Origin of the sequence: Candidatus Colwellia aromaticivorans (genome assembly GCF_003333305.1) — a bacterium.
GTDB lineage: Bacteria > Pseudomonadota > Gammaproteobacteria > Enterobacterales > Alteromonadaceae > Colwellia > Colwellia aromaticivorans.
Window position 1 is genome coordinate 20,183 of record NZ_QOLD01000018.1, and the last position, 20,309, is coordinate 40,491.

The 20,309-nt window shown below is 38.9% G+C and carries 20 protein-coding genes; 5 read left to right on the forward strand and 15 right to left on the reverse strand.

Translation table 11 applies throughout. The features are described 5' to 3' along the window. Window positions 1–84: 84 nt before the first annotated feature. From ccmA to ccmE, 5 genes are all read left to right on the forward strand, one after another. Window positions 85–762 (forward strand): cytochrome c biogenesis heme-transporting ATPase CcmA, encoded by a 678-nt coding sequence (ccmA, locus tag DWA31_RS02745; protein WP_245942452.1) that lies wholly within the window; start codon window positions 85–87, stop codon window positions 760–762. 67 nt (window positions 763–829) lie between these two features. Then, on the forward strand, window positions 830–1,519 hold the full coding sequence (ccmB, locus tag DWA31_RS02750; protein WP_114325140.1) for a heme exporter protein CcmB: 690 nt from the start codon (window positions 830–832) through the stop codon (window positions 1,517–1,519). A gap of 33 nt (window positions 1,520–1,552) precedes the next feature. After that, window positions 1,553–2,317, forward strand: a complete 765-nt coding sequence (locus DWA31_RS02755; RefSeq protein ID WP_114325141.1) for a heme ABC transporter permease — start codon at window positions 1,553–1,555, stop codon at window positions 2,315–2,317. Beyond that, window positions 2,307–2,555 (forward strand): heme exporter protein CcmD, encoded by a 249-nt coding sequence (gene ccmD / locus DWA31_RS02760; protein WP_114325142.1) that lies wholly within the window; start codon window positions 2,307–2,309, stop codon window positions 2,553–2,555. Before DWA31_RS02755 ends, ccmD begins: the two co-directional genes overlap by 11 nt. Beyond that, window positions 2,552–3,076, forward strand: coding sequence for a cytochrome c maturation protein CcmE (gene ccmE, locus DWA31_RS02765; protein WP_114325143.1), 525 nt, complete (start codon window positions 2,552–2,554; stop codon window positions 3,074–3,076). The genes ccmD and ccmE overlap by 4 nt, the downstream gene beginning before the upstream one ends. A gap of 99 nt (window positions 3,077–3,175) precedes the next feature. On the opposite strand, the gene folD is transcribed toward ccmE, so the two are convergent. The 15 genes from folD to ndhC all read right to left on the reverse strand — a co-directional run bounded on the left by folD (window position 3,176) and on the right by ndhC (window position 19,977). Further along, a complete protein-coding gene (gene folD / locus DWA31_RS02770) occupies window positions 3,176–4,039 on the reverse strand; it encodes a bifunctional methylenetetrahydrofolate dehydrogenase/methenyltetrahydrofolate cyclohydrolase FolD (RefSeq protein WP_114325144.1) in 864 nt (287 codons plus the stop codon). Window positions 4,040–4,060: 21 nt separating this feature from the next. Further along, window positions 4,061–4,279 carry a TIGR02922 family protein gene (locus tag DWA31_RS02775; RefSeq protein ID WP_114325145.1) on the reverse strand — a complete coding sequence of 73 codons (219 nt, stop codon included), beginning with the start codon at window positions 4,277–4,279 and terminating at the stop codon, window positions 4,061–4,063. Between the two features lie 227 nt (window positions 4,280–4,506). Continuing rightward, window positions 4,507–6,015 (reverse strand): NADH-quinone oxidoreductase subunit N, encoded by a 1,509-nt coding sequence (locus tag DWA31_RS02780; protein ID WP_114325146.1) that lies wholly within the window; start codon window positions 6,013–6,015, stop codon window positions 4,507–4,509. Then, the gene (locus DWA31_RS02785) at window positions 6,012–7,493 is read right to left on the reverse strand and encodes a complex I subunit 4 family protein (RefSeq protein WP_114325147.1); all 1,482 of its coding nucleotides are present in this window, start codon (window positions 7,491–7,493) and stop codon (window positions 6,012–6,014) included. The genes DWA31_RS02780 and DWA31_RS02785 overlap by 4 nt, the downstream gene beginning before the upstream one ends. After that, a complete protein-coding gene (gene nuoL / locus DWA31_RS02790) occupies window positions 7,493–9,427 on the reverse strand; it encodes an NADH-quinone oxidoreductase subunit L (protein WP_245942453.1) in 1,935 nt (644 codons plus the stop codon). Before nuoL ends, DWA31_RS02785 begins: the two co-directional genes overlap by 1 nt. 3 nt (window positions 9,428–9,430) lie before the next feature. Continuing rightward, a complete protein-coding gene (nuoK, locus tag DWA31_RS02795) occupies window positions 9,431–9,739 on the reverse strand; it encodes an NADH-quinone oxidoreductase subunit NuoK (RefSeq protein ID WP_114325148.1) in 309 nt (102 codons plus the stop codon). Next, on the reverse strand, window positions 9,736–10,314 hold the full coding sequence (gene nuoJ / locus DWA31_RS02800; RefSeq protein ID WP_245942454.1) for an NADH-quinone oxidoreductase subunit J: 579 nt from the start codon (window positions 10,312–10,314) through the stop codon (window positions 9,736–9,738). Before nuoJ ends, nuoK begins: the two co-directional genes overlap by 4 nt. Beyond that, the gene (gene nuoI, locus DWA31_RS02805; protein ID WP_425451849.1) at window positions 10,311–10,886 is read right to left on the reverse strand and encodes an NADH-quinone oxidoreductase subunit NuoI; all 576 of its coding nucleotides are present in this window, start codon (window positions 10,884–10,886) and stop codon (window positions 10,311–10,313) included. Before nuoI ends, nuoJ begins: the two co-directional genes overlap by 4 nt. Then, window positions 10,879–11,853 carry an NADH-quinone oxidoreductase subunit NuoH gene (nuoH, locus tag DWA31_RS02810; RefSeq protein WP_114325149.1) on the reverse strand — a complete coding sequence of 325 codons (975 nt, stop codon included), beginning with the start codon at window positions 11,851–11,853 and terminating at the stop codon, window positions 10,879–10,881. Before nuoH ends, nuoI begins: the two co-directional genes overlap by 8 nt. Then, a complete protein-coding gene (gene nuoG / locus DWA31_RS02815; protein ID WP_114325150.1) occupies window positions 11,846–14,938 on the reverse strand; it encodes an NADH-quinone oxidoreductase subunit NuoG in 3,093 nt (1,030 codons plus the stop codon). The genes nuoH and nuoG overlap by 8 nt, the downstream gene beginning before the upstream one ends. Beyond that, window positions 14,931–16,376: an NADH-quinone oxidoreductase subunit NuoF gene (gene nuoF / locus DWA31_RS02820; RefSeq protein WP_114325151.1), complete on the reverse strand. Its 1,446-nt coding sequence runs from the start codon at window positions 16,374–16,376 to the stop codon at window positions 14,931–14,933. Before nuoF ends, nuoG begins: the two co-directional genes overlap by 8 nt. Beyond that, entirely contained in the window at window positions 16,373–16,927 is a 555-nt protein-coding gene (nuoE, locus tag DWA31_RS02825) for an NADH-quinone oxidoreductase subunit NuoE (RefSeq protein ID WP_342766943.1), read from the reverse strand. The genes nuoF and nuoE overlap by 4 nt, the downstream gene beginning before the upstream one ends. Before the next feature lie 60 nt (window positions 16,928–16,987). Further along, window positions 16,988–18,811 carry an NADH-quinone oxidoreductase subunit C/D gene (gene nuoC, locus DWA31_RS02830; protein ID WP_114325152.1) on the reverse strand — a complete coding sequence of 608 codons (1,824 nt, stop codon included), beginning with the start codon at window positions 18,809–18,811 and terminating at the stop codon, window positions 16,988–16,990. A gap of 99 nt (window positions 18,812–18,910) precedes the next feature. Beyond that, entirely contained in the window at window positions 18,911–19,549 is a 639-nt protein-coding gene (locus DWA31_RS02835) for a NuoB/complex I 20 kDa subunit family protein (protein ID WP_114325153.1), read from the reverse strand. Next, on the reverse strand, window positions 19,549–19,977 hold the full coding sequence (gene ndhC / locus DWA31_RS02840) for an NADH-quinone oxidoreductase subunit A (protein ID WP_245942456.1): 429 nt from the start codon (window positions 19,975–19,977) through the stop codon (window positions 19,549–19,551). The genes DWA31_RS02835 and ndhC overlap by 1 nt, the downstream gene beginning before the upstream one ends. Window positions 19,978–20,309: the final 332 nt, after the last annotated feature.

Here is a 20,309-nt window from a genome sequence, read left to right on the forward strand (position 1 = left end):
AACGATCTGCATCAAAATAAAGCTGATAAACATAGGTTAGACTTTGTCAGATATTTTCAACATGTTAAAGAGTGTATATTTCCCTTGTCAGCCAATTTAGCCGCCAGTTTAGCATCCAAGGATGAACCTGCTTTAATCAGTGCCTCTAACCTCACTTGTATTCGCGAAGAGCGTTTACTGTTTGATCAGTTAACGATTGAAATAAATGCGGGCGACATTGTGCAAGTAGAAGGCCCTAACGGTTCAGGAAAAACGAGCCTGTTACGTATTTTAGCTGGGTTATCTCAACCTTATGAAGGCGAAGTCTTCTATAAGAACCAATTAATTACTCAATCTCGTGAAGAATTTCACCAAAACTTACTTTATCTGGGGCATTTACCCGGAGTAAAGGGAGAAATGACAGCACAAGAGAATTTAAATTTTAACCTGACATTACATGGCTTACATATTAACTCAAGTGAAATTGAAGAGACACTCGCTCTTGTGAACTTAACAGGTTTTGAAGATAGCTTGGCTTCTCATTTAAGTGCAGGACAACATAGACGAATATCGTTAGCACGATTATATAAATCAACTGCTAACATATGGATTTTAGATGAGCCTTTTACCGCCATAGATAAACAAGGCGTTCATTCGTTAGAGCAATTATTTAAAGCGCATATAAAACAAGGCGGGTGTGTTATTTTGACCACTCATCAAGATTTGCTTACATTTTCACCCTCGCAAATAAAGAAAATTACTTTAGACTACCTTATTGATTAGAAAAGTGAATAACAAATAATGAATAACAAGTTTCAAAGATCCAATCAAGAAAAGAGTCGACTATAGAATGTCTGTAGCTAATTTATCCTATCGCGCGGTTTTTTCTTTAGTACTAAAACGCGACTTAACCATTGCCATGCGTCATAAAGATGACATTATAAATCCGTTGTTGTTTTTTGTTATCGTTGTCACTTTATTTCCTTTAGGAATAGGCCCTGAAGCACAAACATTAAGTCGCATAGCACCAGGGATAATCTGGGTGGCAGCACTGTTATCGACACTTTTATCTTTAGATAGGTTATTTAAGTCTGATCACATTGACGGTTCATTAGAGCAAATGTTACTAAGCCCACAACCTGTTTTTATATTAGTGCTAGCAAAAATTGTAGCTCATTGGCTTATTACTGGCTTACCACTTATTTTAATTGCCCCTTTACTCGCTGTACTTTTACACCTAAACGAACAAAGCTATGAAGCACTAATATTAACGCTATTGCTTGGTACCCCGGTATTAAGTTTGCTTGGCGCAATTGGTGTAGCATTAACAGTTGGCATTAAAAAAGGTGGCGTATTACTTAGCTTATTAGTATTACCTTTATATATTCCGGTATTGATTTTTGCCACTAGCGCTATAGATACTGCTGCACTTGGCTTACCTTATAGCGGTCAACTTGCTATAATAGCCGCGCTATTTTTTGGCTCATTAACGTTAGCACCTTTTGCTGTTGGTGCCGCGTTAAAAGTCAGTACCAATTAGCCACTAACTTTAAAGAAAATGAGAACATAAACTATGTGGAAATGGTTACATCCCTACGCAAACCCGGAAGTGTCTTATCACTTTGCTGGTAAATTGCTTCCTTGGTTAAGTGCCTTAGCGGTACTGTTTTTATCTATTGGTCTTGTTTGGGCTTTGGCATTTGCTCCTGCCGATTATCAACAAGGCGATAGTTTTCGTATTTTTTATATTCATGTGCCCGCAGCTTCGCTTTCTATGGGGATTTATTTTGGTATGGCAATTACTGCTTTTACCAGCCTTGTATGGCAATTTAAATTAGCCGATGCTTCTGCTGCAGCCATGGCACCTGTTGGCGCAACATTTACCGCCATAGCACTTATTACTGGTGCTGCATGGGGAAAACCTATGTGGGGAACTTGGTGGATTTGGGACGCGCGGTTAACCTCAGAGCTAATTTTATTATTTTTATATTTAGGTGTAATTGCATTACAAAGTGCTTTTGAAGATAAGAATTTAGCCGGTAAAGCCGCCGGTATATTAACCTTAGTTGGCGTGATTAATTTACCCATTATCAAATATTCAGTAGAGTGGTGGAATACTTTACACCAAGGCTCAACGGTAAGTAAGTTAGGTAAACCTTCAATGTCTGTTGACATGTTATGGCCATTCCTCTTTTGCTTTCTTGGTTTTATTTTACTTGTTAGCGTCATTATCTGCATTCGTTTTCGCAGTGAGATTTTAGCGAGAAACAGTATTCGACCTTGGGTTAGAACCTTAGTTTCAGCGCACTTAACTCAGGAGAAAACCAATGCAGTTTGATAGCCTTAGTGCTTTTATTGATATGGGCGGATACGGCTTTTATGTTTGGTTATCCTATGGTGTAGCCACTGCATTATTATTGATCTTAATATTGAGTTCAATTACTGGCCATAAAAAAGTAATCAAAAATATTGCTCAACGCAAACAAAGAGAAGACAAACTTCGCCAAGTGCGCAATCAGCGACAGAAACAAGACAAACAGTTAAAATCAAAACTATCTGAAGAGGTAACAGAATGAATCCACGCCGTAAAAAACGCTTAACCATTGTCGGTTCAGTATTAGTTGGTATAGCGGTTGTCGCGGGTTTAGTGTTATATGCATTAAGCCAAAATATTGATTTATTTTTTACACCCGCAGAAATCACACAAGGAAAAAAAGACTCTGGCATTAAACCACAAATTGGTCAGCGAATTCGTATCGGTGGGCTAGTAGTCCCTAATACCGTAAAACGAGATCCAAATAACCTGAAAGTATCATTTAGTTTATCTGATATGAAGATGCCAATCGTTTTTGATGAGAGTGACATTATGGTCAGTGTTCATTACGAGGGTATATTGCCTGATTTGTTTAGAGAAGCACAAGGTATTGTTGCCAATGGTACGTTAACCCGTAGTTCATCCGGCGAACTCTATGTAGAAGCAAGTGAAGTGTTAGCGAAGCATGACGAAAATTACATGCCAGCCGAGCTTGCTGATGCAGCAGGTAAAGATTATAAAAAATTAGACTATAGCGATAAACAACTAAAGAATAATTATTAATATTTATACTCATTAACATTACAAAAGATTAAAATCTAAAAAACCGCAAATAAATTAATTATTTTCGGTTTTTTATTTTCTAGCTTCAATATCTAAAAACTAGCCGTATAACTTGGCCGCTTCAAGCGTGTTTTTAAGCAAACAAGCAATGGTCATAGGACCTACACCACCAGGAACCGGTGTTATTGCACCACAAACATCGCTAACAGCTGCATAGTCTACATCGCCAACCAATTTCATTTTACCGGTAACGGCATCTTCAATTCGGTTAATACCCACATCAATAACCGTTGCACCTTTTTTCACCCAATCTGCTTGTACAAACTCGGCACGACCAACCGCAGCAATTAAAATATCTGCTTGTTGACATACCTGAGCAAGATTTTTAGTACGAGAGTGAGCAATAGTTACGGTACAATTTTCTTGTAATAATAATAAGGCTACAGGTTTACCAACAATATTTGAGCGACCTATTACCACAGCATGCTTACCAGATAAATCATCACCTAGATGCTGCTTAGCAAGGATAATACAACCTTGTGGTGTACAAGGAACCAAAGCACCTGATTCACCATTAAGTAATCGTCCTGAGTTCATTGCATGAAAACCATCAACGTCTTTTTCTGGCCTTATTGCACTAATAACAACACTTTCATCAATGTGTTTAGGTAAAGGTAATTGCACCAAAATACCATGAACACTAGGATCGTTATTTAAGCTAGATAATTGCGATAGCAGTTCAGCCTGACTGCAACTTACTGGTAAGCGAATTTCATTTGAAATCATACCAACTTCAGTTGTTTGTTTAGCTTTATTACGCACATAAACTTGGCTAGCTGGATCTTCACCAACCAGTACAACCGTTAAACTAGGTGTAATTCCTTTTGACTCTTTAAGGGCAGTCACCCCTTGTGCAATAGCCACTCTTAATTGTGCTGCTGCCTGTTTACCATCAATTATCATGTGAGTTTCTTTTGTATTTTATTAAGTAGTATAGTTAACCGATAATATACGGTCACCTATCTTATTAAGAATTTCAATCTCGCCATCACAAACCGCGATGATAGACTTACCCTCTTTAAAAGCTTGTGGAATAACCACTCGCCCGACATCATTCTGTTCTAAGGTTTTAACTTCGTGATGAAGCTCTAAGCCATCATCACAATAATATATAATTGTTACTTTGCGTTGTAATATACTCATTATAATTTACTACTTTTATTATATGAATCTTTTTATGTGTTACGAATATACACGAACCATCATAAGAGTAAATATGGCTACACATTTATTTGGTATTTAGTATTACCTTTTAGTACTAAATCCCCACTATTTTTCCATAAAGCGCTTTGCTCTTCTGAATATTCAATAACAAGCCAAGGAAAGGCAATATTTGTACGATTTTGCTAAAGTTTAAGGAGTCATTTCACTTAGTTCACTGTTACGAGTAAATTTCCAAGTAAATCAGGAAAAATACCTAGTAAAACACTTAAAATAATAACAATCATTACTGAGAAGTTCACCGCTGGCGATAGTGTTAAAGAAACAGGTATTAACTCTTTGGCGATGTTTTTTTCATTAACGATAGTAAACAATACAAAAATAATACGTAAATAATAAAATAAGCCTATACCGCTACCAATAATTAATGCGCTAATTAACCACCATTGTTGTGCTTGCACCGCAACGTTAAGTAAATAAAACTTACCAATAAAGCCCATTGTCAGCGGAATACCGGCTAAGCTCAATATAGCAACAATAATTAACACGGCTAATGAAGGGTTTTGCCAAAACATTCCCTGCCAATCATCGACATTTAGCTCGGACTTATTATGATGATATTGGGTAAGCTGTACTGTCATGAAAATGGATATGCTTGCTAATACATAAGCCGTTAAATAAAATAATGCACTTTGCCACGCTAGAGCAACACTTTGCGGAGAAATAACAATCAAAACAATAAGTAAGTAGCCCATATGAGCAATAGAAGAGTAAGCCAATAGTCGTTTAATATTTTGTTGCTTTAACGCTAAAGCATTACCAATCAGCATGGATGCTATGGCAAATATACTCATTAAAAAAAGCATATTCTCATCACTACTTTTTGTATCTACAAAAATGGCTTGGCTAAACCAACATTTCATCAGCACAATAAATATGGCAATTTTTGATACGGTAGCAAGTAACAAAGTAACAGGTGTTGGCGCTCCCTGATAAACATCAGGCGTCCATAAATGAAAAGGCGCGAGTGATAACTTAAAAGCGATACCAACCATGAAGAGTAAAAAACCAACACGATAGAAAAGCACATCACCATGACCATAATTACGGACTAAAATACTGAGATCACTCATGTTATCAAACATCAACTGCTCAGTAGAAAAGCTTAACGATCCACTGTAACTATAAATAAAAGCGATTCCCAATAACATAAAACTGGAGGCACAAGCACTTAACACCAGATATTTAAATGAAGTTTCAACACTAAATTCACTATCACGGCTGTAGCCAACTAAGCCCACCAGCGCAATACTGAGTAATTCAAAACCTAAAAATAGTGAAGCATAATGATCGCTTATCACTAAAATGCCTGCGCCTAATACCACCAATTGCAATAAAACAAAAAACTCGTCGTGCACTTCAGTGGTATGGGTTAACCACATTGAGCTAAGCACACTAACCGCAATACTAGCAACAAGCACAAGCATAAAGGCAAAAAGCCCGTAACTGTCAACCTTAACCAATGTGGTCACCTGTACTGCATCGGCTAAGTCAACAAATAAAGAAAAGCTAGCAAGTAAAGCAACACTAAAAATAGTTATTGTGAAAATTAATATTAGTTTTTGAGAACGACGCCACGCAATTAATAATAATGATAAAACAATACCAAAAGCGACAATCAACACTGGCAATAAACTATGCAACATAAGTTGGGTCATTTGCTTACCCCTACCGTATTATTTATCGCGATAATAATGCTATCACTCTGAAAAAACCCCAAGATACTATTAGGATAAAATCCAATAAAAATAAGTAGCGCCAGCAAAGAGCTGAAAACCAACAACTCTCTAGATGATAAGTCATTCACAGCTTGTTGCTTAACTTGACACTTGCCATGAAATACACCTTGAAATAACACCATGCCATAAATTGCCGAACCAATGAGCCCAAAAGCAGCAAGAATAGTTAATATAGGGTAGCGTTGATAAGCACCAACAAGTGATAAAAATTCAGCAACAAAATTAGCAAGTCCTGGTAAGCCAAATGCTGCCGCACTAAAGGCTAAAGCAAAGCCCCCCATCCGCGGTGTATTAAGCCAAAATCCACCCATATGATTTAAATCTCGTGAGTGAATACGGCTATAAATCATACCCGCCAGCGCAAATAAAGCCGCGCTACTTAACCCATGCGCCACCAGTGTTAATACTGCGCCTTGATAAGCAATAGCATTAAAGGAAAATAATGCCAACATAACAAATCCCATATGACTAATACTACTATACGCCACTAAACGTTTAAGATCTTGTTGAGCAAAAGCCATTTTTGCGCCATATAAAATACTCACCACACCTAACGTTGCTGCAACAGGAGCGAAGTTTACGCTAGCTTGTGGGAACAGTTGCAACACAAAACGAATAAGCCCATAGGCACCGGTTTTCAGCAGTACACCGGCAAGTAAAACACTACCGGCAGTGGGTGCTTGGGTGTGCGCATCAGGCAACCAAGAATGAACGGGTACTGACGGCAGCTTAACGGCAAAAGCAATAAAGAATCCCAACATTAAATACTGACTTATCGATAAGGGTAAATCGAGGGTTAGCCAGTCTTGATAGAAAAAACTCAACTGCCCAACTTGTTGATAATGAATAAATGACATCGAAATAATTGCCACTAACATTAGTAAACTACTCAGTTGGGTGAAAATGAAAAATTTAATCGCGGCAAAGTGTCTATTTTCATGTCCCCAAATGGCGATTAATGCTGTTATAGGTAAAAGCATCACTTCCCAAAAAAAGAAAAACAAAAACATATCAACCGCGGTAAAAACACCGATAATTCCCGCTATTGAAGTCAATAAGTTAAAATAATAAAAACCCACCTTGTCATTAATCTCTTGCCAAGAAACCAATACGCAAATTAACGCTAAGAATAACGTTAACAATATTAGCACTATGCTTAAGTAATCAAGTGCTAGCGCATACTCAATATGAAAACTAGAAATCCATGCAACACGTACTAAAAGCTGAAGTGTGCTAAAATCATACGCTGTGGCATTCAGTGCAATAGCAAAATATCCACCTATTACTAACACCGTTAGCAATGACACCCACCTTGCACTTTGCGCTTTTACGCCTTCTAAAAACCACGCTAAAGCGCCACCAAAAAGTAAACCACACATAAGCAATGTAATACTCATTAGCTTGCCTCCGTTGAAATAACATCAACACTCAAGACTAACAACAATAAAAAAGTTGCCAAGCCAATGGCAGCGGCATACCAACGTAACTTTCCGGTTTGACTACTTTTAAGTACGTCATGAAGTAAAGCAACATACCAAGCATTCAACATGATCAATTGATCAAAAATGTCGCGACGATTTAATTTAGCCAACGAACAATAAGGCTTCACTAATAACCAATGATAAAGGCAATCAAAGCCCAAACCTTGGCGGCAAAAATTAGCTAGCCCGCTAGTGCTTTCAATAAAGATATTTTTATTCAAACCCGCACTGTCTTTACTGCGGTATGAAGCAAAATAGAACCAAGAAAAGATAATACCAACAAAGGGCGTAGCAATAGCAACACTATGTAGCCAATTAGGTTCATTTAAAGCCGAGCGAGTAACAAGGGGAAATACTTGAGCCAAACTCGTTTCAATAATATTGCCGAACATGCCGCCAACAAGAGATAATACCGCCAGCGCTATTAAGGAATATTTTACTAATTTACTTGAAGAGGGTTGTAAACTTTGCTCAAAACGACTTTCTCCCATAAAGGCAAGAAAGAACAATCGACAACTATAAATACTGGTAAGTAATGCACCGAATATCGCACAAGTCCAAAGTAGAGGGCCAGCAGTATTTGATGACCAAAGTTGCGCTATAATCGCTTCTTTAGAGAAAAAGCCAGAGCTTCCCGGTAATGCTATCAAACACACTAAGCCAACAGCAAACAAAGCCGTTTCAAAAGGTAACCGTTTTAATAAGCCCCCCATTTTAAACAGATTTTGCTGATGGTGTAGAGCAAGAATAATTGCCCCTGCCGTTAAAAACAGTAACGCTTTAAAAAAAGCATGGGTCATTAAATGAAATACACCCGCAGAAAATGCCCCTGCCCCTAAGGACAACATCATATAACCAATTTGACTCATGGTTGAATAGGCCAAAACTCGTTTAATATCGCTTTGTGCTAAGGCAGCAATACCAGCAAGTATTAATGTTGCAGCGCCAAGCCAAGCAACATACGTCATCACCTGTGGTGCAAGTAAAAACACACTGTTCATACGGGCAATTAAGTACACACCAGCAGTCACCATAGTAGCAGCATGAATAAGCGCACTAACCGGCGTAGGTCCTGCCATGGCATCAGGTAACCATGTTTGCAATGGTAACTGAGCTGATTTTCCAACCGCACCACCTAATAGTAATAAAGCGATCCAATAGGCCTTATCATCACCTGTTGTCCATAAGGTTTGCGCACTTTGGGTTATATCAACAATTGTTAACTGCCCTAACTCTTTAAACAGCATAAATAAACCAATCGCCATGGCAGTATCACCAACACGGGTAACAATAAATGCTTTTCTTGCTGCCATTACATTGGCTTTTTCATGATACCAAAAACCAATGAGCAAAAAGCTACATAAGCCAACTCCTTCCCAACCTAAATACAGCAAGACTAAATTGTCTGCTAACACTAAAATTAGCATCGCAACAATAAATAAATTCATATAAGCCATAAAACGGCTAAAGTTTTCATCTTCTTTCATATAAGCTGCGGCAAAAATATGAATCAATAAACCGATACCAGTAACGACTGAAATCATCACCGCAGATAAACCATCAAGATAAAATTTGATATTAATACTCGTGGTCGTTTGATTCACTTCCTCAGCCAACGTAAACCAAGTCCATAAGTGACTCGTAATTACCGGAACATCTATAGAAAGTTGTTGAATAACAAAGAGGCTAGATAAGGCACTGAACACCATAGCACCAACACTAAGGCCTGCTGCAACACGCCAAGATAAGTGTTTGCCAAAACTAATTAACAGTACAAAACTGATTAATGGATAAAAGGGCAAACAGGCTAAAACGGTTTCTGTTATTAAAGGGAGCATAGCGTCATTCATTCATCACCCCTTTAATTTGCTAAGGTTGTCAATATCAAGCGACTTAAAACGACGCTGCATTTGAATTAACAAGGCCAAGCCCAAGGCAACTTCTGCTGCAGCTAACGTCAAAATAAGTATAAACATCACTTGACCATCAGCTTGCTGCCAAGCACTACCCGCACCAATAAAGGCAACACCAACCGCGTTAAGCATCACCTCTAAACTCATCAGAATAAATAAGGTATTTTTGCGGGTAATAACACCGATAAAACCGATAACAAAGAGAATACTTGCCAATATAAGTATATGACTCAGAGGGATAGCAATCATCCGTGCTCTCCTAGGTCTTTTTTTCGATCTAAGCCAACGCCTTCAGGTTTAGCAAAATGATAACCCCCGATTAACCCTGCTAATAGTAAAAAAGACGCTATTTCAACCGCAAGTAAATAAGGTCCATAAAGCAACATCCCTACTTGCTTAGCATCAATAGTATTGGAGGTAAGCTTCGCTTGAACTTCGCCACTGTTAATGGCATAAACTAATTCGATCAACAAGAGTAGCGCCAACAAAAAAGGCCCAAACCAAAGGTTAAATTTATTTACCTTACTACCATCAATGTTAGGCGCATGTAGCGTTTCATCTTGTCCAAGACCAAACATCATAATGGCAAAAACAAACAAGATTAAAATAGCACCTGCATAAACAATCACTTCTAAACCAGCAGCAAATGGCGCACCCATTAAATAAAAACACACCGCCACCGCTAACAATGACACCACTAAATACAGCAGCGCATGTACGGTGTTTTTACCCGTAATCACTTTTAAACTAGCGACAATGGCTAAAAGTGCGGCAGAGTAAAAGGTTAATTGTAAAGGGTTTAGTTGTATAAAAGTGCTAATCACGGCATCAACCCCTTAATATCAACAGGTGGTTTTTCTTGTTGCGCATCGCCCTTCGCTTTACGTTCACCATTAATGTCTACTGCTATACCGCTATGACGATAAAAACTATAGTCGTGATACTTGCCTACGCCATTAATCAACAAGTGTTCTTTTTCATACACTAGGTTTTGCCTGTCGTATTCAGCCAGTTCAACATCGGGCGTTAATTGAATAGCATAAGTAGGACAAGCTTCCTCACAAAAACCACAAAGAATACAGCGTGAAAAGTTGATACGGAAAAAATCTGCTCGTTTTCGACCATCGTCATCTATCGTTTGTTGTAGGGCGATACAATCTACAGGGCATGCTGCTGCACATAAATTACAACCAACACAACGCTCTTCACCATCGGGATCACGCGTTAAGACAATACGCCCACGATAACGCGGTGCTAAATAAGGTTTTTGCTCAGGGTATTCAACCGTATCAGCTTTGGTAAAAGTATGTTTTAACACCAAGCCCATCGTTCTTAGTTGGCTAAAGATCATATCGAATGCAGCACTAACTGTGTTTTGTTTTTTATCTTTATCCATAAAAGCCTCCCAATTTAAAGGCGGCAGTTACCAGTAAATTGATCAACGCCAATGGCAGCATATATTTCCAGCCAAAGCTCAGTAACTGGTCAAAACGAGGACGTGGCAAGGAAGTCCTCAGTAAAATAAAGAACATCACAAAGATGAGTATTTTTAAAATAAACCACACCAAGGGGGGCAACCATGATGCGAATGGCTCTGGCATCAACCAACCACCGAAAAATAACACCACTGACATCGCTGAAATCAGGGTGACACTTAAATATTCACCCAAAAAGAATAACGCAAACTTCAAACCAGAATATTCAGTATGAAACCCTGCAGTAAGCTCCGTTTCTGCTTCGGGTAAATCAAAAGGTAAACGGTGACTTTCAGCAATACCTGCAATAAGAAAAATAATAAAACCTAAAAACTGTGTTTGAATAAGCCAACCGCTCTCTTGAGCCAGTACTATTTCTCGTAAATTAAAACTTCCTGTGAGCAAAACCACTCCCATCACAGATAGTCCCATAAACACTTCATAACTAACCGTTTGAGCGGCTGCTCGCATACTGCCTAACAATGCATACTTAGAATTAGAAGCCCAGCCAGCTAACACCACGCTATAAACAGAGAGTGATGCCATCGCAAGAAAAAACAATAAGCCAATATTTAAGTCTGATACGCCGATACTTGGTGAAAAAGGAATAACGGCAAAACTCATGAGCACACAAACCGCACCTATTACCGGAGCAATAGTAAACACTAAGCGATCACTAAATGGGGGGATCCAATCTTCTTTACCCAAAATTTTTAACAAGTCCGCTAATGATTGTAAAATGCCAAAAGGGCCAACTCTATTTGGGCCTAAACGGTCTTGCCAAATGCCTATCATCCGTCGTTCGACCCATACCAACATAGCCGCAATAGGAATTAATAATGCGATAATCACCGTTATTTCAAGCAGTTTAAATAAAAGTTCAAGCATTGGGTTTCCCCTCTGCTTCACTTGCATCAGCTTTACTTTCATCGATAATGAAAGAAATGGGAACGATTTGATCTTGTTTTTTAAGTCTCGTTAAAATATCAGCCTTTTCTTGTTGCGCAGTTTGCTTACGATTGTGTTCTATTTGTTGAAATTCAGTCACTTCTTCAGTCGTTGCTTTACTCATGTTTTTAGCGGTAATAACCACATTGTTTATCGACATTGGTAGGTCAAATAAACTCACTAACACCACAGTTCGAGGCTGTTTTTCATTCACCTTCACTTTGCCAAATAGTTGCTGACCATCAATAACTAACTTTAGAACATCACCACTACAGTGACCATTTTGTGTGGCTAGTTCTGTCGACATTTCAATGCTGTTGCCAACAAACATCAGTATAAACTCAGGTAGATTACGGGTTTGTTGTTCAGCTAAAAACCAAGGGATATTTTGAATAAGTGTTAAATCGCCATCTCGTTTGAACACTTTACATGGCCACAATTTTTCCAGTTTCTCATCGACATTTTCTTCTTTTGTGTCATCAAAAAAGACAGACAAACTCAAATTGAGTAAATTCTCATTACCTTGATGATTCAGTTCACCATTTACTTCTTGTTGATATTGAAAAATTGATTGATTTGAATTCCATGCAGGAGCCCAAGCATAAGGCATATTAGGACTGCTATTGGCATTATCACCTTCCATTGAATAACGGAAATCCTCCTGGTTATTACCGTTTTCTAAAAAGGTTTTACATTCATGTACCGATTGATTTGCCGTCATCGCTGTACGGCCACTGGCTCGATGAGTTTGTCGAGCTACGTGGCGATTATATTGCTGACAAGTCAGTACTTGCAGCGCCCATGGCTCTCCGTCTTCAGCAAAAAATGATTGAAGCTGCGTTAAACTCGAAAAATTCACTTCTTGATGGACAAATAAATGTTTAGCTAATAAACCAAGCCAATACCAATTTTCCATAATCGGTTTAACGGCTATATGTGCTGAACTAAAACGTTGTAACCTACCTTGGTAATTAACAAAATGACCATTACTTTCACTTACCGCAGCGACAGGTAAAACAATATCAGCCATTTTTGTCAATTTATTTTTGGTGTGATCCAGCACTATCATGGTTTTACAGTGCTGGCGCAACTGCTGTAATTGTTGATGACTTAACTGTGCTAAATCTTGCTCAAGAATCAACAAGCTTGTAGACGCAGCTTTATTTTCAGCAGAGCTAGCTGAGCAGCGTTTAATTATTTGCTCTATCGATAAATTATGCTCGTCTAAAAAGTGTAGATTGCCAACACTATTACATTCTGGTGCTACCACGGTAAGTTCAGGAGAAAAAACATGAGACTTTTGCGATAAACAAGCCATCAAATTATCTATTGCGCTTAATAACTTGGGCGACTTTAAACTCAGCCCAGTAACAATAAGTGGCATTTTTGCTTGTGACAAAGCATTAGCAAGTAATAAGAGAAACTCACTTTCTTGATCAGACAGATCTTTACCGACACTTTCTTGGCTAGAGCATCCTTGGTTGGCTCTTTCAGTAGCGTTACTTTCAGGGTTACTTTGCTGCGTTTTCAGTGGCACTACGATATGACTGATAAACTCCGCTTTTAGCATTTGCGTTAAATGCTCAACACAGGTAATAATTTGTTGTACCGATAAAACCAAGGCACCATTTGCTTGTTGAACAAATTCACTTTGCTGTGCTTGTAGCGAAAATAATGGCGTTGTAGTGTTTCCGGCATAAGTACGTACTGCTGAATCTTGCCAGTGTTTCACCCCGATACTATCGGCTTTTTCACGCGCCGAATTTCTTAATACTTGTTTAATTGTTAACGCCAAACGTGGTGCAGTTTGTTCAATGTTTTCACCAATAAGTACAACCAAATCATGTTCTTTAGCTTCACTTCCCTGATGAACTCTATGCTCCATTCCGGTTAAACTCTGTTGTGGATATTGCACTAATAATTGCTTGTGTCGCAATGCTAATTGCATTTCTTGATTGGTATAACCTAAGGAGAAATTTTCTCTACCAACTAAATACTTTACTAAACGGTTGGCTTCAAAGGAAGCTCTCGAAGAGCCAATACCAATAAAGCTTTCGCTGCTGTGCTTGTTGATTTCTTTAGCAAATTTTTTTTCATTAAATAAGCCAACACTTAACTCGTCTACCGTACTATTTACTCCTTTAATAGTACGAATGCGCGCCATTGAGTTGACAAAACCAATACCAAAGCGACCACGATCACATAAAAAATAACCATTAAGCTCATGATTGTAGCGATTCATCACTCGTCTAACTGAGCCGTAGCGTTCACCTATACTAGTATTACACCCTATTGAACAATGAGCACACACCGAAGGGGCTGATTGTAAATCCCACTTGCGGGTATAATGAGCAGAAAAAAGCTTATTAGTAAAAACCCCCGTGGGACAAACTTCCACTAAATTACCGCTAAAGGCACTTTCTAAAACGCCGTCTTTTTGTCTGCCAAAATACACCTGATTTCGTGAACCAAAAACATCAAAATCTTTACCTCCCGCATAATCTTTATAAAATCGCACACAACGATAACAAGTAATGCAGCGATTCATTTCATGCCCAACTAACTCGCCTAAATATTGGTTAGTAAAGGTTCGCTTTTCACCACGATATTGACGAGCACTATGTCCAGTCATCACCGTCATATCTTGCAAGTGACATTCACCGCCTTCTGCGCAAACAGGACAGTCATGGGGATGATTTGTCATCATGGCGGCAATAACTTGCTCACGAAACTTAGCTGAAGCCTTGTCCGTTAAACCAATCCGCATGCCATCAACAACAGGTGTCATACATGACATCACCAGTCGACCACGCGTATCATTTTCATCCATGTACTGAGTCACTGCACATTGACGGCAAGCTCCTACTGAGCCCATAGAAGGATGCCAACAAAAATAAGGGAGTTTTAACTTGTTGGATAACACGCCAGCAAGCAAGTTATTATCAGGCGATACTTGATAAGGCACATCATCAACATAAATGGTGATTTTTATATTTTGTGTTTTGCCGTTAACATCATCACTCATCGCTGTCCCTCTCTTGGTTTATGCCCTCTAGGTTTAAGCCCTCTTGATTTGTACCCTCTCTTACTAAATGTTCTGACTCTATTTGTTCTTCTTTCTGCGCCTGTTCATTGCTATTAGATTGATAAGGGCAGCAACCTTGTTCGATATGTTGTTCAAAATCATCTTTAAAATAACGCATGGCACTTTTTAGCGGCTCTACTGCCCCAGGTGCTAAAGCACAATGGGTTTTGCCTAACCACATAAAATCACATAAATCTTCTAGCTGCGTCATATCGGAAAGCGACCCTTTCCCTTGCTCAATACGCGTTAATATTTCTACCGCCCACGGAGTTCCATCTCGACAAGGTGTACACCAACCACAAGACTCTTGTGCAAAAAAACGTAATAAATTAAGCACCATCGCTACAGGACAATGTTTGTCACCTAACACAATTAAACCACCTGTACCTAAACGACTACCCGCTTTACCAATAGAATCAAAATCCATCGGGGTATCAAGATGTTGTTCAACGAGAAAATCAGTAGAGGCGCCACCCGGTAATAAACCTTTTAGCTTTACATCATCTTTCATGCCGCCAGCATAGTCATACAATAACTCCCGAATGGTTACCCCCATAGGCAACTCCCACACGCCGGGATTTTTTACCTGCCCACAGGCAGCATACAGTTTTGTGCCGGGATCACTATTAGGCGATAAGTCTTTAAACCACTGACTTCCATGCTTGAGAATATGAGGTAAATTACTTAAGGTTTCGACATTATTAACTACCGTTGGCTTGCCAAATAAACCACTTACTTGTGGAAATGGCGGCTTAGCTCTAGGAATAGCTCGTTTGCCTTCTAAGGCATTAATCAGTGCAGTTTCTTCACCGCAAATATAACGACCTGCACTAGTATGCAGGTATAAATCTAATTGGTAATTAGTGCCTTGAATGTTTTCACCTAGCCAGTTATTTTCATAAGCTTGGTCAATCGCTTGTTGTAAGCGAGTTGCCGCTAAGTGATATTCACCTCGTAAAAATAAAAACGCTTTATCAGCATTGATGGTATAACTAGCAATAATCATCGCTTCAATAAGTTGGTGAGGAACGCCTTCAAGTAAGTATCGGTCTTTAAAGGTTCCTGGCTCCATTTCATCGCCATTGCAAATTAAATAGCTCGGTGGTGCCTGCCTACTTTCATCTTGCAATGCAGGTATACAACCCCATTTCATTCCTGTGGGAAAGCCCGCACCGCCACGTCCCTTCAACCCTGAATCACTGACAATATCGAGCACTTCTTTAGGAGTTAATTGAGTTAATGCTTTTGTTGCCCCAATATAACCGCCAGCTTGAACATAACTTTGAAGATCAAGCGGCTGCTCTAAGTTAACCAAGTGCGTTAATGGTCTAGTTAGTGCTTGAGATAATGCTTGTTCTAGCCAGCTTTCACTCGTCATACATTCTCTCCCGCATTTTGGCTAAGCCCATTTAAAATACTGACAACAGACTCATTAGTAAGCGAATGATAGTGCTGGCCATTAATCATCATTGCCGGTGATTTATCACAGCTGCCTAAACAAACATTGGACAGCAGGGTAAATTCACCGTCAGGAGTAGTTTGGCCATAACCAATGCCGAGATAGGTTTGAATAACTTTTAGAATTTCATCATAACCGGTTAAATGGCAGCTAATACTGTCGCAAAGATGAATGACGTAATGTCCGACTTTTTGTCGGTAAATAAGGTTATAAAAAGTCGCTACGCCTTCTAACTGTGCACTCGATATTTGCAAACATTGAGCAATGGCAATTAAGCTATTATCGCTGATCCAGCCTCGATGTTTTTGCACTACTTTAAGCGCTTCAATTCCTGCGGCTTCGCGTGTTTCCATAATAGACACTTCATGTTCAATAACAGATAATTCTTCCGAGCTAAGATACTGACGAAAATCGATTTCTTCATCAGTGATCATCATGCTAGGTATAATTTCAGTGTTATTGTTATTCATAAATGCCTAACCTTAATTTATGCTTAATTTATGTTTAACTTGCTTTTCGCAACTGACTTTTTATCTATCTACATCTGCCATAACGTAATCAATACTGCCAAGCGTAGCGATTAAATCTGCCACCATTTGCCCTTTTGAAATTAACGGTAGCATTTGTAAATGAGCAAAACTTGGCGTACGAATTCTAGTGCGATAACTCATGGTGCTACCATCACTAATCAGGTGATAACCCATAATGCCTTTAGTGGCTTCAACAAACATTGATACCTCACCCACAGGAATAACCGGCCCCCAAGTAACATTGACAAAATGAGGAATTAAAGTGTCAATATCTTGCATAGTGCGTGCTTTATCTGGTGGCGTAGTTTGTGGATGTTCTGCTTTGTATGGCCCAGCAGGCATATTATTTAAACATTGTTCAATAATACGAATGCTTTGGCGCATTTCTTCCACGCGCACTTTACATCGGTCATAACAATCACCTTTATGACCCAGTGGCACTTCAAAATCGAATTGATCATAACCGCCATACGGTCGTTGTTTACGTAAATCCCACGCATAACCTGTGGCGCGCAAACCGGGCCCAGTAACCCCCCATTCCAACGCTTCTTTACTGGAGTAAGCCCCAATATCAACGGTACGTCTTTTCAATAAAGCATTTTGCATCACCATTTTTTCATATTCATCAAGACGCTTTGGCAAGTAGTCAACATAATCACGTACCAACTTATCCCAACCTTGAGGTAAGTCTTGCGCAACACCACCAATTCGAAACCAGCTAGGGTGCATACGAGCGCCAGTAAAGGCTTCAATAATGCCAAAGAGTTTTTCACGGTCAATAAACATATAAAAAATAGGTGACAGCGCGCCAATATCTTGTGCAAAAGTACCGTAAAACAGTAAATGGGATAAAATACGAAACATTTCTGCGGTCATAATTCGAATGACTTTGGCTCTGTCTGGTACTGTTATGCCTGCCAATTTCTCAACTGCCATCACATAAGGGAAGTTATTCATTACGCCACCGAGATAATCAATTCTATCGGTATAAGGAATATAGCTATGCCAAGATTGACGCTCGCCCATTTTTTCTGCGCCGCGATGGTGATAACCAATATCAGGCACACAATCGACAATTTCTTCACCGTCCATTTGCAACACAATTCGAAATGCACCGTGAACACTGGGGTGATTGGGCCCAAGGTTTAAAAACATAAAGTCGTTATCTTCGCCATTAACACCACTTTGACGTTTCATGCCCCATGCTTGCGGGTCGAATTTTAATGCTTGTTGCTCTTTATCTTGTACATCTGGCGGTAACGTAAAGGGTGCCATTTCTGTAGCGCGCGCCGGATGGGTTTTTAATAACGGGTGTCCTTGCCAAGTGTTTGGCATTAAAATACGGCAAAGGTAGGGATGACCTATAAAATTGATGCCAAACATATCCCAAACTTCACGTTCATACCAATTCGCATTGAGCCAAATACGACTAATACTATCAATATTTTTATCATGGCGCGCCAGTGCTACTTTTAAGCGAATATCTTGATTTCGTTGATGAGAACGTAAGTGATAGCTAACCGTAAAATCGCCAACATAATCAGCTTTGTGCTGACGCTCAGTTTCATCAATGGCACTTAAATCAAAACACATATCGAAAGGTTTAGATAAATTATTTTTTAACGTGTCCATCAACTTGTAAATATTCGATTTATCAAGCCAAAAGCTAGGAATGTCATCAACAATATTTTCAACTGCGGTAACTGGGGTTAATTTTACTTCTGGCACAAGCGTGGTAATTTCATCAAATATGCTAATAACATTGGCTTGCTGCCAATCCTTACTGGCAGTTAAGTCAATGGAATCAACTGCATTAGCTATCATTACATCCCCCAATGCTAACAGCCGCAATTAATACCCCTATTAAGCCCTTCATTAATTTATCTATTAACCTTTCCATTAATCTATTCATTAAGCTTTCCATTAAGATAAGTCCGGTGAATCTAGATTAGTGACCTGTATTCGACTTTCATGCTTAATATCTCGAAGTGAGGGTTTGGCAATTTGTGATACTGACTGCTCACCCACTACCCAACTTAGCGGCCTAGGTTGATGCTGAATTTGATTTTGTAATAAAAGTAAACCTTCTAGTAAGGCTTCTGGACGAGGAGGACAACCTGGAACATAAACATCAACAGGAATAAATTTATCAACCCCCTGCACTACCGAATAAATATCGTACATGCCGCCAGAGTTAGCACAAGAACCCATAGAAATTATCCAACGTGGCTCTAATAATTGCTCGTATAAATGTTGAATAACCGGTGCCATTTTACGAAAACAAGTGCCTGAAATCACCATTAAATCAGCTTGTCTTGGCGTAGCACGAATTACCTCTGCTCCAAAACGGGCAATGTCATGGCGAGAGGTAAAACTAGTTGCCATTTCCACATAACAACAACTTAGTCCAAAGTTAAACGGCCAAATAGAGTTTTTTCGCCCCCAATTAATCATGTCATCAAGCCTAGCCATGAAGACACTACGTTGTAGCTCCTCCTCGGTTACCGAACTAGCTTGGCTCATTTGTTCATCAAGCTTAGCTTTTGTTAACGACCATTCCATTAAAATCGCTCCTTATTACTGATATTGAGCTGTTGAACACGAAGTGGTTGATGGCGTTTATTAAGTTCTAATGCACCTATTCTAATGAGGTAAACTAAAGCGGCCAATAACACTAAAATAAAAATGCTCGCCTCAATAAATCCTAACCAACCCACTTCATCGAAGGCAATAACCCAAGCAAAAAGAAAGATTGTTTCTAGATCGAAAATGACAAAGAAAATAGCGTACAAAAAGAAGTGATTACCAAAGCGAGTTTTATTGTTATCAATAGAAACTATGCCTGATTCATAAGGCGTATTTTTAGCACGGGAGGCAGTTTTCGGTCCTAAGAAATAAGACAAAACCATCATGAAAATTAGCATCGCGACGAGAATGATAAAATACGCCGCTATTGGCCAAATTTCATTAACTTGACTAGTTAATTCCACTACGCCCCCAATTCCTATGTTTATTGTTATTATTTATAAACAACTAGGATAAATATTATTTTTATTGGTTTATTTTTAAGACAACTAGCGAACTGCCAAACTGTTGCATTATAACTATTAATTTTTCAGCAAAAAAATTGTCTACAAAATAAGCATAGTAGACATTTATTAAATAAAAAGTAGAAAGTGAGTTTTTTATTTGCGTCGAATTGACTCACATTAAATGTAACCCTAGCTGTTTCAAGGTCAGTCCTAAAAACTATCGTTGACTCATAATTAATGTAACCGAACTTTCGGGAGCTGCAATATGAGTCTAAGTGAACGCAAAAGCT

Coding starts and splice junctions, on each gene's coding strand:
- folD (WP_114325144.1), bottom strand. CDS start 4,039: ATGATAATTGATGGTAAACAGGCAGCAGCACAATTAAGAGTGGCTATT.
- nuoL (WP_245942453.1), bottom strand. CDS start 9,427: ATGAATGACGCTATGCTCCCTTTAATAACAGAAACCGTTTTAGCCTGT.
- ccmD (WP_114325142.1), top strand. CDS start 2,307: ATGCAGTTTGATAGCCTTAGTGCTTTTATTGATATGGGCGGATACGGC.
- DWA31_RS02780 (WP_114325146.1), bottom strand. CDS start 6,015: ATGACCCAACTTATGTTGCATAGTTTATTGCCAGTGTTGATTGTCGCT.
- nuoK (WP_114325148.1), bottom strand. CDS start 9,739: ATGATTGCTATCCCTCTGAGTCATATACTTATATTGGCAAGTATTCTC.
- ccmB (WP_114325140.1), top strand. CDS start 830: ATGTCTGTAGCTAATTTATCCTATCGCGCGGTTTTTTCTTTAGTACTA.
- nuoI (WP_425451849.1), bottom strand. CDS start 10,886: ATGGATAAAGATAAAAAACAAAACACAGTTAGTGCTGCATTCGATATG.
- nuoE (WP_342766943.1), bottom strand. CDS start 16,927: ATGAATAACAATAACACTGAAATTATACCTAGCATGATGATCACTGAT.
- DWA31_RS02755 (WP_114325141.1), top strand. CDS start 1,553: ATGTGGAAATGGTTACATCCCTACGCAAACCCGGAAGTGTCTTATCAC.
- nuoF (WP_114325151.1), bottom strand. CDS start 16,376: ATGACGAGTGAAAGCTGGCTAGAACAAGCATTATCTCAAGCACTAACT.
- DWA31_RS02775 (WP_114325145.1), bottom strand. CDS start 4,279: ATGAGTATATTACAACGCAAAGTAACAATTATATATTATTGTGATGAT.
- nuoC (WP_114325152.1), bottom strand. CDS start 18,811: ATGATAGCTAATGCAGTTGATTCCATTGACTTAACTGCCAGTAAGGAT.
- nuoG (WP_114325150.1), bottom strand. CDS start 14,938: ATGAGTGATGATGTTAACGGCAAAACACAAAATATAAAAATCACCATT.
- DWA31_RS02835 (WP_114325153.1), bottom strand. CDS start 19,549: ATGGAATGGTCGTTAACAAAAGCTAAGCTTGATGAACAAATGAGCCAA.
- nuoH (WP_114325149.1), bottom strand. CDS start 11,853: ATGCTTGAACTTTTATTTAAACTGCTTGAAATAACGGTGATTATCGCA.
- DWA31_RS02785 (WP_114325147.1), bottom strand. CDS start 7,493: ATGAGTATTACATTGCTTATGTGTGGTTTACTTTTTGGTGGCGCTTTA.
- ccmE (WP_114325143.1), top strand. CDS start 2,552: ATGAATCCACGCCGTAAAAAACGCTTAACCATTGTCGGTTCAGTATTA.